Origin of the sequence: Actinomyces massiliensis 4401292 (genome assembly GCF_000269805.1) — a bacterium.
Taxonomy (GTDB): Bacteria; Actinomycetota; Actinomycetes; order Actinomycetales; family Actinomycetaceae; genus Actinomyces; species Actinomyces massiliensis.
Genome location: NZ_JH711483.1, coordinates 564,081 through 576,258, shown reverse-complemented (window position 1 = coordinate 576,258; position 12,178 = coordinate 564,081). Strand labels below are relative to the sequence as shown.

At 65.6% G+C, this 12,178-nt stretch carries 10 protein-coding genes; 9 read left to right on the top strand and 1 reads right to left on the bottom strand.

Translation table 11 applies throughout. The features are described from left to right. Positions 1–30 precede the first annotated feature (30 nt). Positions 31–1,233, bottom strand: a complete 1,203-nt coding sequence (nudC, locus tag W5W_RS0114085; RefSeq protein WP_017195873.1) for an NAD(+) diphosphatase — start codon at positions 1,231–1,233, stop codon at positions 31–33. 152 nt (positions 1,234–1,385) lie between these two features. Here nudC and W5W_RS0114080 point away from each other — a divergent pair, with 152 nt between their 5' ends. The 9 genes from W5W_RS0114080 (at position 1,386) to cas2e (ending at position 11,938) form a co-directional block, all read left to right on the top strand. Further along, entirely contained in the window at positions 1,386–2,636 is a 1,251-nt protein-coding gene (locus W5W_RS0114080; protein WP_017195872.1) for a cysteine desulfurase family protein, read from the top strand. Positions 2,637–2,765: 129 nt separating this feature from the next. Continuing rightward, on the top strand, positions 2,766–5,717 hold the full coding sequence (locus W5W_RS0114075) for a CRISPR-associated helicase/endonuclease Cas3 (protein WP_017195871.1): 2,952 nt from the start codon (positions 2,766–2,768) through the stop codon (positions 5,715–5,717). Next, the gene (casA, locus tag W5W_RS0114070; protein WP_017195870.1) at positions 5,714–7,381 is read left to right on the top strand and encodes a type I-E CRISPR-associated protein Cse1/CasA; all 1,668 of its coding nucleotides are present in this window, start codon (positions 5,714–5,716) and stop codon (positions 7,379–7,381) included. Before W5W_RS0114075 ends, casA begins: the two co-directional genes overlap by 4 nt. Then, a complete protein-coding gene (gene casB / locus W5W_RS0114065) occupies positions 7,378–8,064 on the top strand; it encodes a type I-E CRISPR-associated protein Cse2/CasB (protein ID WP_029574358.1) in 687 nt (228 codons plus the stop codon). Before casA ends, casB begins: the two co-directional genes overlap by 4 nt. Before the next feature lie 2 nt (positions 8,065–8,066). After that, entirely contained in the window at positions 8,067–9,194 is a 1,128-nt protein-coding gene (gene cas7e, locus W5W_RS0114060) for a type I-E CRISPR-associated protein Cas7/Cse4/CasC (RefSeq protein ID WP_017195868.1), read from the top strand. Beyond that, on the top strand, positions 9,194–9,916 hold the full coding sequence (gene cas5e / locus W5W_RS0114055) for a type I-E CRISPR-associated protein Cas5/CasD (RefSeq protein WP_017195867.1): 723 nt from the start codon (positions 9,194–9,196) through the stop codon (positions 9,914–9,916). Before cas7e ends, cas5e begins: the two co-directional genes overlap by 1 nt. Continuing rightward, complete coding sequence (gene cas6e / locus W5W_RS15885) at positions 9,907–10,608, top strand: type I-E CRISPR-associated protein Cas6/Cse3/CasE (RefSeq protein ID WP_081486258.1); 702 nt, start codon at positions 9,907–9,909, stop codon at positions 10,606–10,608. The genes cas5e and cas6e overlap by 10 nt, the downstream gene beginning before the upstream one ends. A 5-nt stretch (positions 10,609–10,613) precedes the next feature. Further along, complete coding sequence (cas1e, locus tag W5W_RS0114050) at positions 10,614–11,552, top strand: type I-E CRISPR-associated endonuclease Cas1e (protein ID WP_017195866.1); 939 nt, start codon at positions 10,614–10,616, stop codon at positions 11,550–11,552. Beyond that, the gene (gene cas2e, locus W5W_RS0114045; RefSeq protein WP_017195865.1) at positions 11,546–11,938 is read left to right on the top strand and encodes a type I-E CRISPR-associated endoribonuclease Cas2e; all 393 of its coding nucleotides are present in this window, start codon (positions 11,546–11,548) and stop codon (positions 11,936–11,938) included. Before cas1e ends, cas2e begins: the two co-directional genes overlap by 7 nt. The last annotated feature ends 240 nt before the right edge of the window (positions 11,939–12,178 follow it).

Sequence of the window (12,178 nt, the reverse complement as noted above, 5' to 3'; positions counted from 1 at the left end):
CGGGACTATCTGCGATTCTCACCGAGACTCTCAACGAATCGGCCCGCCGTACCAGTCCTCAATGAGCATGCGGGCGATGGATGTGGGCCCGGGCAGGACCACGGTTCCGGCCGCCAGGGCCTCGTCCAGTTCGGTGCGCGAGAGCACGAGGGCGTCGGTGACCTCCTCGCCATCGGGGCGGGCCAGATGCTCGCCCGGTGCGAGGCGGGCGCGGTAGCCGAGCATGAGGGAGCGCGGGAAGGGCCAGGGCTGGGAGGCGACGAGTTCGGCCGAGGCCACGCGCAACCCGGTTTCCTCGGCGACCTCGCGCACGACGGCGGCCTCGCAGGACTCCCCCGCCTCCACATAGCCGGCGACCGTGGAGTAGCGCCCGGCCTCCCAGCGGGCGCCGTGAACCAGAACGATGCGGTCGGCGTCGTCGGTGACGGCCATGATGACGGCCGGATCGGCGCGCGGGAAGTCGAGAGCGCCGCAGGCGGTGCAGCGGCGCACCCACCCGGCCTGGTCGGCCGTGGTGCGCCCGCCGCAGACGACGCAGAAGCGCGTCCGCGCGTGCCAGGCGGCCAGGGCGACCGCGGATGTGGCCAGCCCGGCGTCGTGCGCGCTCAGAGTGTGGCCGACGGCGCGCAGGGCGGACAGCGGATATCGCTCCAGAAGAACGGTCAGCTCACGATGGGCGCGATCAGCGCCCTCGGCGTCGGCCGGGTCCGCGGCGGACGCATCGGGGACGACGACGGCCAGCCAGGACTCCCCGGCGGCGTCCCCGGTGCCGGTGCCGCTTTCGCGGCCGAGGTAGATGGTCGTCAGGCCGGCGAGAGCCGCCGGCACGCCCGAGGCCTCTGGCACCGACGGGAGCGGCGAGCTCGGCGGGGCTCCGGCGCCCAGGTCGGCGGCAGTCAGCGGGGCGAGGCGGGGGCGGGGTGCTGCCGGGTCGTCCTTGTCCCACACGTCGCGGTCGCGGTCTGAGGGCGCCGGAGGGGTCAGGCCATCCTCGGGCAGGTCGGGGTGCATGGCGGGGGCGTCCAGGGCGATGCGCCCGCGCGCGTCCACGACCACCAGGCAAGTGGCGGGATCGGCCGCAAGCCTCGCCAGCAGCTCCGGCTCCTCACGACGGGAGGCGTCGCGGTCGGTGGTGGAGCGGGACAGGGAGCGGCGACCGTATCCGTCCTCCTCATCTCGCTCGTTCTTGAGCGGGGCGGCAGAGCGGATGGGCCGGGTTCGAGACGTGCTCATGACGTCAAGCCTAGGCCCGGGGCAGGGCGGGGGTGGCGGCCGCCATCGGTTCACTCTGCTCACTTCACTGCGAGGTCCAGCAGTCTCCGAGCAGCAACGGATGGCGAGCGGCCTCATGCCCGGGAAGCGGGCGCCGTCCCTAGAGTGGGCGCGTGAGCATCAGCGCAGTCCCCCGCACCTACCTCGACCATGCCGCGACCACGCCCGTGCGACCCGAGGTCGCCGCTCAGGTGGCCGCGGACCTGAGCGAGGGTCTGGGCGGGTGGGCGAATCCGGCAGCCCAGCACGCCTCGGGGCGGCGCGTCGGGGCGATGCTGGCCCAGGCGCGTGCCCGCCTGGCGGCGGCCCTGGACGTCGACCCGCACGAGGTGCTGTTCACCTCCGGCGGCACCGAGGCCGACGCGCTAGTGGTCGCCGGCCGCGCCCTGGCGGCGCGGGCTGCAGGGGTGTCGGCCCCTCGGGTGGTCACCTCCCCCCTTGAGCATCCGGCGGTGCTGGACTCGGCGCGCACTGCGGCCGGCCACCTGGGGGCCGAGCACGTCGAGGTCGGCGTGGACGGGGCCGGACTGGTCGATCCGGCGAGTCTGCGCGCGGCGGTGACGGCGGGGCCGGGAACCGCACTGGTGAGCATTATGGCGGCCAATAACGAGACGGGCGTCGTGCAGGACATGGCCGGCTTGGTCGAGACGGTTCGCGAGGCGAGTGGGGCGCGACGGCCGGCGGATTCCGGCTATGTGCCGGTGCATTCCGATGCCGTGGCGGCCTTGGGCAAGACTCCGGTCGATTTCCGCGCCTGGGGGCTGGACGCCATGACGGTGACAGGTCATAAGCTCGGGACGCCGATCGGTATCGGGGCGTTCGTCGCCAGGCGCGACTTGGTGTTGGTAACGCCGACCGGTGGGGGCCGCCAGGAGCGGGGGGTGCGTTCGGGCAGTCAGGATGTTGTCGGGGCGCGGGCTCTGGCGCTGGCGGTCGAGCTGGCGGTGGCGGAGCGGGCCGAGGAGTCCGGCAGGCTAGAGGCGCTGCGCAGGCGCGTACTGGAGGGGGCGACGGCTTTGCCGGGTGTGCACGCAACGCTTCCCGAGGGTTCCCGGAGCGTGGCGCACGTGCCCTCCACGGCGCACCTGTGGTTCGAGGACGGCGACACCGAGGCGCTGCTCATGGCCTTGGATATGGCCGGTATTGATGTGTCGGCGGGCTCCGCCTGCCACGCCGGAGTGACGCAGCCGAGCCACGTGCTGCTGTCCATGGGCTTCGATGAGGGTCCCGCGCGCGCAACGCTGCGCTGCTCCATGGGGCGGGGCACCAGCGCCGACGACGTCGAGCGGCTGCTCGCAGCCCTGCCCGCGGCGCTGGAGAGTGCGCGGAGGGCCTACTCGGCCGGACGGGCCGGACGAGCCTAACGGTGAGCAGTGCGGCGCCGGGGACGCCGCATCGCCGGTAACGATTCGATCACAGGAAGCATGTATTTGTGACCTGGGTAATAGTCTTGCTCGGTCCCTGCTCACAGAAACTCCAAAGGAGGAGCTCTGATGACACTCTCGGAACGTGCACGGTCCGTCTGGGCGAAGTTCGGTTACAACCCCGAGAGCGATCAGTGGCTCCCGCTCTGGCTGCATCTGCTCGACAGCTCCGCAGTCGCCGAGCATCTCGCCGAGCGCTGGCTGGCCCCCACGGCCGGAGACCTCATTGAACGCGAGTTCGCGGGATCGACGTCGGGCCTGACACCGACGGAGGAGTTCTGCCTTCTCGCATCCTGGATCACGGGAGTTCATGACATCGGCAAGTGCACGCCGGCCTTCTCCTGCCAGGTCGGGAAACTGGACGACCGGATGAAGGAGGCGGGCCTGCCGCACGAGCAAGTCGATCCGCTTGAGCGTCGCAATGTCCCTCACGCTCTGGCGGGCCAGTTGATTCTGGAGCCCTGGTTAGAGGATGGACACGGCTGGAGACACGGTCCCGCCATGGCGCTGGCCTCCGTCGTCGGCGCTCACCACGGCATCCCTCCCACGAAGGCCGCCCTGACCACCGACTATTCCGGACACGAGCATCTCCTTGGCAGTGAGGAATGGGCCGCCACCCAGCGCGAACTCCTCGACCTCGTCACCACTCGCACGGGCGCAGAACCCCTGCTGCCACACTGGGCGCGGCACCGCTGGTCTCAGCCCTTCCTCGTGGAGCTGTCGGGCCTGGTCATCGTGGCGGACTGGATCGCCTCCACGGAGAAGTACTTCGAGCTCCTCTCACTCGACGACGACGGCGCGCGTCTGTTCGCCCCCGACGCCCATGCCACGCGTGTCGCCACGGGTCTGGCCCGCCTGGAGATCCCCTCGCCGTGGTGCCCCCGAGACGACGGTGCCGACGCCGACTCACTGCTCGCCCAGCGCTTCGATCTGCCCGACGAGGCCCGTGCCACCAACGTGCAGGCACGCACCCTGACAGCGGCCCGAACCATGGACTTGCCGGGCCTGCTCATCGTCGAGGAGTCCACAGGAGGCGGCAAGACCGAGGCGGCCTTCATGGCTGCAGAGATTCTCGCTGCCAGGACCGGTCGGGCCGGAACGCTTTTCGCCCTGCCCACCCAGGCGACCACGGACGCCATGTTCTCCCGCGAACTGTCCTGGCTGGAGAACATCGAGGGGGCTTACGCCGAGGACGGGGCGCCGTCGGACTTCGCCGTCCAACTCCTGCACGGTCGCTCACGGCTCAACCAGGAGGCCCGATTACTGCGACGCCGCGGCTATGAGATCCATGACCGGCTCCTCGGAGGACTCGGCGGCGAGGCCGACGACTTTCCCGCGCCGACCTGCATCAGCCCGGATGAGGAGGAGATCAGAAGAGGGCGTGCGGTCAGCGCCGCGGCTCAGCGCCAGGCCGACGTGGCCATTCTGGCCTGGTTCAACGGGCGGAAGAAGGCGATGCTCTCCGACTTCGTCGTTACCACGGTGGATCACTTGCTTTTCGGGGCGTTGTGCTCCCCGCACCTGGCCATGCGCCACCTGGGCCTGAGCCGCAAGGTAGTCGTTATCGATGAGGTGCATTCCTACTCGACCTACATGAACGTCTACCTGGACAGGACCCTGACCTGGCTCGCCTCCTACGGGGTGCCGGTGGTGCTGTTGTCGGCCACTCTGTCCGAGGCGCGGTGCACGGCCCTGGTGGACGCCTACCGGCGGGGACTGCGCTTGGCCGCAGGTAAACGAGTTCCCAAGCGCCCTTCCCCTGAGATTGTGCGCACGCCCTTCCCCTGCCTCATCACCGCGGGCCGCGAGCGAACCGAGGTCGTCCCAACCTCCTCAACAGAGCGCCGCAGCACGGTGCGCATCAAGAGGCTTTCCAAGGATGCCTTAGCGCCGCTTCTGGAAGAGAAACTGGCCGACGGCGGGTGCGCACTCGTCGTCCGCAACACGGTACGGCGGGCGCAGGAGACCTACGAACTACTGCGTGAGACCTTCGGGGAGGATGTGAGTCTCAACCATGCGCGCTTCACCATCCGCGACCGACTGGCCAAAGACGCCGATCTCCTCCACCGCTTCGGACCACCGCGGAACGATCCGCAGCGACCCCACCGAGCAATTGTCGTCGCCACGCAGGTGGTCGAGCAGTCCCTCGACATCGACTTCGACCTGCTGGTGACGGATCTGGCTCCCATTGATCTGATCCTCCAGCGCATGGGGCGCCTGCATCGCCACGAGCGGCCGCGTCCTGCCCAGCTCACCAGCCCGACCTGCTACATCGACTGGCTGCCCTCCACCGCCTCCGACAACCCGGCTGTGGAGCCCGGCGCCAAGACGATCTACGGAGAGCAGGACATGCTCATGAGTGCGGCCGCTCTGGACCGGGTCATCAGTGGCTCGGGAGTGGTGACCGTACCCGATGATGTTCACGACCTCATCGAGGCCGTCTACGGAACTGACGCTCCGGTACCGCCGCACTGGCGGGACCCGATAGCCAGAGCCCGAGAGGTCTATGAGGCGGAGCAGCAGAAGAAGCACAATGCAGCAAAGGGATTCCTCCTCTGCGAGCCGAACAAGGCGGGGACGAGCACATCGCTCGTGGACTGGCTGCACACGACCGCCTCCGACAACGAGGAGAAGGGACGCGCCCAGGTGCGCGACGGCGAGGACTCCTTGGAGGTCATCCTCCTGGAGCTTCATCGGGTGGGTGGTCAGGAGGAACTGCGCACACTGCCGCAAAAGCCCGGCGATCCGGGGCACATCATCCCCACCAATCTCGTCCCGGATCCGAAGGTCGTGCGCACCATGATGATGTCCGCAGTAAGGCTGCCCCCGAGCCTGTCCAACGAGCGAGTCATCGACCAGGTCATCCAAGAGCTCGAAATTCGTGTCGTACCCGCTTGGCAGGATGATCGCGATCTTCAAGGGCAGCTGTTCCTCCTCCTGGAGGACGGTCGGGCGCAGCTGGCCGGCACCACGCTCGAGTACTCCCCCTCCACTGGACTCAAGGAGGTCCGTTCCCAATGACACCGATCGCACCGAGCTTCAATCTTCTCGATGAGCCCTGGATACGGGTCATCCGACTCGACGGCACCTCCGACGAGGTCTCGCTCCTCACCGTCTTTCGCGAAGCGACGGACATCTCCGGGATCCACGGGGAGATCGCCAGTCAGGATGTCGCCATCCAGCGCCTGCTCCTGGCCATCTGCCACCGCGCCATGGGCGGGCCGGAGGAGATGGATGTCTGGGAGGAGTACTGGGATGACCCGGGCAAGCTCGGACGCGACGCCGCCGCCTACCTGGAGGGATATCGAGACCGCTTCTACCTGCGCCACCCGGAGCACCCCTTCTTCCAGGTGGCGGGAATCCATGCCGCTTCGGGAAAGACCTCCGGTCTGGAGTCCCTCATTGTGGATGTTCCCAACGGGGACCCCTTCTTCACCACGAGGATCGCGCAGGGCTTGGAGTACATCAGCTGGTCTGAGGCGGCCCGCTGGCTGGTGCATGTTCATGCCTTCGACCCGTCCGGCATCCGTTCTGGCGCCGTAGACGATCCGCAAGCCAAGAATGGCAAGGGCTATCCGATTGGTCCGGGCTGGACGGGGCAGATCGGCGTCGTGACCGTGGATGGGGAGAACTTAGAGCGAACACTGCTGCTCAACACCGTGGTATGCGAGAAGGTTGACGGGCTGCACGATGTCGATCCGGCTGAAGATATCCCGCCATGGGAACGCGATCCGGATGGCCCCGCAGGTTCGCTCACCCTGGAGCCCACCGGGCCGGTGTCCTGCTACACGTGGCAGACGCGCCGTGTCCTCCTCCACGGCGACGACGCCCGCGTCACCGGCCTGTTCCTCGGCAATGGGGACAAGGCGACGCCTCAGAACCGCTACCTGGTCGAGCCCATGACCGCGTGGCGCTACTCCGAGCCCCAGACCAAGAAGCTCAAGGCAACCGTTTACATGCCACGCAAGCTGCCGACGGACCGGGCCTTCTGGCGAGGCCTGTCCACTCTGGTCGCTCAATTGAGTCCGTCGATCACGGTCAAGGGCGCCGGAATGGTGACTCGGTACCGCTCCCCCGGGGTCATCTCCTTCTACCAGGAACTCATGATGAACCGCATTGTGCCGTTGAGCGGCCTCATTCCTCTGCACGCCGTCGGTATTGAGTACGGGGCTCAGGAGGCAGTCGTCACTGAGCTTGTTAACGATGTTCTTTCACTTCCGGCCGGCCTGCTCGATCGGAGCAGCGCGCGTCTGCTCGGTGTTGTTCATGACGCCATGGAGGAGACGGAAGGAGTCGCCTTCGCACTGCGGAACCTGGCCGCGAACCTGGACAAGGCTCGCGGTGGGAGCCCGGACACCGCCTCGGCCGCGCGCGATCACGCTGGAGCCGCCTTCTATCAGCTCATTGATGAGCGCTTTCCGCGCTGGCTGGCCTCCCTCGACGGCGCCGATCCCGCCGAGGCCCGCGATAAGTGGCGATCCCTGCTGCGCAGCGAAGCCCGGAAACAACAAGAGGCGCTCGCTTCCGCTGTGCCCGACACAGCCTTCGCAGGACGTGGTGAGGGCAAGGGGCGCATGGACGTCGGCCGTGCTCTGTCCTACTTCCGCACCGCCCTTAACAAGGCGGTACCACCATTCGAACCGCAGAACGCACCAATCGAGGACGGAGAAAGGACAACGGCATGAAGACACCAGATACCGGCACACTGCCTGATGCGGCAGATACACCACCTGTGCCCCAACGAGCCCGCCACCTGGGGGACATCGGACGCCTCGTGGATAGCCGCCTTAACGGCGATAACGGTTTGCAGAACCGCTACCTCCGCAATGAAGCGCGGGCTCGCGGTGAGATGGCGGCGTTGCGCGGCGCAGCTACCAAGGAGCCCGGCGAGATTCCCGAGATCTGGGAACTCACTCAAGTGGAGGTCCCAGACAATACGGACGACGCCCCCACGTGGGAGGAGGTGGCCGTCCACACCGCTATGACGCTATATGCCGTACATCAGCAGTCCCGAACCACACGCATGTTCCGTCCCGGTAGGGGGCTGGGCCATGCCGCTCGGGAGCTCGTGGGGTGGGAGGAGGACAACGACTCCGCCCGAAAGCGCTTCAATACCCTCGTCACCTCGACCACCATCACCGAACTGCGCCATCACCTGCGGAACTTCATCTCGCTGCTGCGCGCCCGCGACATCACCCTGGATCACGCCATGCTCGTTGACGACATCGCCCGCTTCCAGCGCCCGGGCGGAGCGAAGAAGGTCCGCCTCACCTGGGCACGCCAATACCACTTCCTTTCTACAACAAGCGACACCAAGACGGCGCCCCGCGCCGACTGCACCACCACCGCACCGGAATCGGAGAACTAACAATGAGCACCTACGTCGACATCCATGTCATCCAGAACCTGCCGCCCTCCTGTGTCAACCGTGATGATTCAGGCTCCCCGAAGTCCGCCGTCTACGGGGGTGTGAGGCGCCTGCGGGTCTCCAGTCAGTCCTGGAAACGGGCCGCCCGCCTGTACTTCAACGATCTCCTGGATGCCTCCGACGTCGGTGTGCGTACCAAGCGAGTCGTCGAGCTGCTCGCCTCACGGATCGCCGAAGAGGCTCCTGACCTCACAGAGAACGCGCTATCCCTTGCCGAAGGGGTATTCAAGGCCGCCAAGATCAAGCTCTCTCCCCCACGTGGCAAGAAAAATGCACCCCAGGAGTCCGGCTATCTCCTCTTCCTGTCCACCAGCCAGATCGCGCGCTTGGCGGAGCTCGCCATCGCCTCCGCGCACAGCGGGGAAGCACTCGATGCCAAGACGGTCAAGAAAATCGTCAAGGAGGCGCACGCCGTCGATATCGCTCTGTTCGGCCGAATGGTCGCCGACGACACCGATCTCAATATTGATGCCGCCTGCCAGGTAGCCCATGCCATTTCCACGCATGCCGCAGAGAACGAGTACGACTTCTTCACCGCTGTGGATGATGAGAAGAGCCGCTCCGAGGAGGAGGATGCCGGCGCCGGCATGATGGGTACCGTCGAGTTCTCCTCGGCCACCATGTACCGGTATGCCACCATCAACGTGGACCTGCTGCGACACAACCTCGGTGACAGCGAGGCCACGCTGAAGGCACTGGAGGTCTTCATCAGGGGCTTCTGCCTGTCCATGCCCACCGGTAAGCAGAACACCTTCGCCAACCGCACCGTGCCGGAGAGCATTCTTGTTACTGTGCGAGAGGACCAGCCCGTCTCCCTCGTGGGGGCCTTCGAGGAGGCTGTCCCCGCGGAGGGAACCCACGGCTACGTCGACCGGTCGATCAAGGCACTGGCCCGACACGCTGCGACGATCGAGAATAACTACGGCCTGACGCCGCTGCGCAGCCTCGTCGTCGCCCTCGCGAACAACGACGTCATCGCCTCGCTCGGGGAGCGTGTGTCCTTCAAAGACCTGCCAGAACAAGTGCGCAGCGTCGTGGCTCCCCGCCTACCTGGCCAGGAGCAGGTCTGATGACGGTCCTCCTACTGCGACTCGCGGGCCCGATGCAGGCATGGGGGGTGAAGTCACGGTTCACAGTGCGTGCCACCGAGCTCGCGCCGACCAAGAGCGGTGTCATCGGCATGCTGGCAGCGGCCACAGGGAGGCGCAGGACAGACCCGATCGAGGATCTCCTCACCCTCCGTTTCGGAGTGCGCAAGGACCAGCCTGGCACCGTCATTCGCGACTTCCACACTGCCGTGCCCACCGACAGCCGCAAACCCATGCCCCTATCAAACCGCTACTACCTCGCTGACGCCGTATTCCTCACCGGCATAGAAGGCGACCAAGCGCTTTTGGAGGGAATTGGCGAGGCACTTCGATATCCAGCCTTTCCTCTGTACCTGGGGCGACGCTCCTGCCCTCCGACGCATCCGGTATCCCTGGGGCTGCGGAAGACAACGCTGCTCGACGCACTCCAGGATGAGCCATGGCTCGCCTCAGACTGGTTCCGCCGAGAGCATCCTGGTTTCACCGCGGAGATCCTCGTTGATCAGGGTGCTGTGCCCGTCGAGGAACGGCTGGGTGACGTGCGAGGAAGCAGAGACGTCCCGCTGTCCTTCGACTCCCGGCGACGTGACTACAGCTTCCGGGAAGTCGAGCGACTCATGGTCCCTGTGCATGCATCTGGCGCTGACACCGCCGATGCACACGACCCCATGGCCGACGTGGAGGAGGCAATCCGGTGTTCTTGACCAAAATCGAAATCGATCCGACTCGACGACTCGCTCGTAAGTACCTGGGTTCGCCTCAAGTGATGCACGCCGTCGTCATGAAAGCAACCGCGGGCCATGACGGGGGCGGCTCCGGTCGCGTCCTGTGGAGGGTCGACAGAGCAGCGCAGAGCACAACGGCATCGCTGTACGTGCTCTCGCCGTCTGAACCCGACTGCTCCCAGATCGTCCACGAAGCGGGCACAGCCGGGGTGCTGGCGCGCACCCTCGACTATTCGCCATTTTTGGAGCAGCTTGAGGCCGGGCAGCAGTGGTTTTTCCGCCTCGCAGCAAATCCTTCGTACTCGGCATCTCAAGGGAAAGGTATCCGCGGTAAGAGAGTCGGGCATGTCACCGCCGAGCAGCAGCGGGAATGGCTGATAACTCGCACCGCAGGTTATGGTTTTGAGCTCCTATCCACCGGCGAGAGGCTCGATGATGGTGCAGACGCCACAGACTCTGTAGTTGTGGTGCGCAGAGAGCGTCCGGTTTTCGGCCGGCAACGACCGGACGGTAAAACTCGAGATCAGGTCACCATCAATCGAACCGTCTATGAGGGCGTGCTGAGCATCACCGATGCGGAGAGGCTGCGCCATGTACTCGTATCGGGCATCGGTCGTTCCAAAGCCTACGGTTGCGGGCTCATGACACTCGTCAGGATAGGTCGGAGCTGAAAAGCATGGCCAAGATGCTGCCGGTCCCTGTGACGGCGCTGCCCCCTGTGCAGGACCGGATGTCTTTCCTGTACCTAGAACACAGCGTTGTCCATCGTCAGGATGGTGCTCTGACTGCCCGCAACGATCAGGGCACCATCCATGTCCCTGCGGCGTCTTTGGTTGCGGTCTTTCTCGGGCCAGGGACGTCCGTCAGCCACCAGGCGATGAGCCTTCTCGGCGAATGCGGAACGACGGCAGTCTGGGTCGGTGAGCGCGGTGTGCGCTATTACGCTCATGGTCGTTCCCTGGCTACCTCCACGCGTCTTCTGGTGGAGCAGGCGACCAGGGTCTCCTCACCTCAGAAGCGATTGCGCGTGGCACGCGACATGTACTGCATGCGATTCAGCGGCGAGGATGTGGACGGACTGACCATGCAACAGCTCAGAGGACGCGAAGGCGCCCGGATCCGTGAGGTATACCGGGAAAATTCGCGGAGGACCGGGGTTCCGTGGACGCGCCGGGATTATCGTCCCGACGACTTCGAAGCTTCGGATCCGATTAACCAGGCGTTGTCGGCTGCGCACGCGGCACTGTACGGGGTCGTTCACGGCGTGATCGTTTCCCTTGGCTGCTCTCCGGGCCTCGGTTTCGTTCATACAGGGCATGAGCGGTCGTTCGTGTATGACGTTGCGGACCTGTACAAGGCTGAGACAACGATCCCGATCGCTTTTGATGTTGTCGCCGAGGGGATGGAGGATTTGACTGGGACGACCAGGCGACGTGTCCGGGATAGGATTTTCGATTTGAAAATCATCGAGCGAACAGTGAAGGACATTTATCATTTGCTCGAGGTAGATAACTCCGAAGAACTGGGTGTCAATGTTGTCTCGCTCTGGGATTATCAGAAGCAAGCCATAGCCGGCGGTTCTAACTATGCCGGGGAGGATGCTGGCGGATGGTAGTGCTGATTCTTTCCGCGGCACCGGCCTCGCTTCGCGGCTCTATGACTCGATGGTTGCTCGAGGTCTCCCCTGGCGTATTTGTCGGCCGTCTTTCGGCGCGCGTGCGCGAGCAGTTGTGGGAACTGGTCCGTGCGTACATCGGCGAGGGTCGCGCTCTATTGATCTGGTCGGTGCGCTCTGAACAGCATTTTGCCATTGCATCACTGGGTCACGATCGCGATCCGGTCGATATCGAGGGATGCTTGGTGATGCGCACGCCGTACCGGCAGATTGAGGGAGCACAGGTAATCCCTGGCGCCGTCAAGCCCCCGAAGGAGTCGTGGTCGATCGCCGCACGACGGCGACGCTACCGCAACGCCTCCGAGCGGGCACTGGGTCACCAGTGAAGGCAGAACCCACCTGGTAGGGTTGGGCATCGTTGGGATTCCAACGATCGCCAAGTGTTAACCCCGCGTAAGCGGGGATGATCCGGGGTCGGCAGCTCCTCGATCCCGGCGTCCTCGGTTAACCCCGCGTAAGCGGGGATGATCCCGCCGGAGTGCCGGACTTGTACATCATTAGCCGGTTAACCCCGCGTAAGCGGGGATGATCCTCTGTCGGCCTGCCGGTAAAAGAGCTGGAGGAAA

What these genes read in the sequence shown, in the direction of transcription:
- W5W_RS0114075 (WP_017195871.1), top strand. Translation starts at nt 2,766, where the DNA reads ATGACACTCTCGGAACGTGCACGGTCCGTCTGGGCGAAGTTCGGTTAC.
- cas7e (WP_017195868.1), top strand. Translation starts at nt 8,067, where the DNA reads ATGAGCACCTACGTCGACATCCATGTCATCCAGAACCTGCCGCCCTCC.
- cas2e (WP_017195865.1), top strand. Translation starts at nt 11,546, where the DNA reads ATGGTAGTGCTGATTCTTTCCGCGGCACCGGCCTCGCTTCGCGGCTCT.
- cas5e (WP_017195867.1), top strand. Translation starts at nt 9,194, where the DNA reads ATGACGGTCCTCCTACTGCGACTCGCGGGCCCGATGCAGGCATGGGGG.
- casB (WP_029574358.1), top strand. Translation starts at nt 7,378, where the DNA reads ATGAAGACACCAGATACCGGCACACTGCCTGATGCGGCAGATACACCA.
- nudC (WP_017195873.1), bottom strand. Translation starts at nt 1,233, where the DNA reads ATGAGCACGTCTCGAACCCGGCCCATCCGCTCTGCCGCCCCGCTCAAG.
- casA (WP_017195870.1), top strand. Translation starts at nt 5,714, where the DNA reads ATGACACCGATCGCACCGAGCTTCAATCTTCTCGATGAGCCCTGGATA.
- cas1e (WP_017195866.1), top strand. Translation starts at nt 10,614, where the DNA reads ATGGCCAAGATGCTGCCGGTCCCTGTGACGGCGCTGCCCCCTGTGCAG.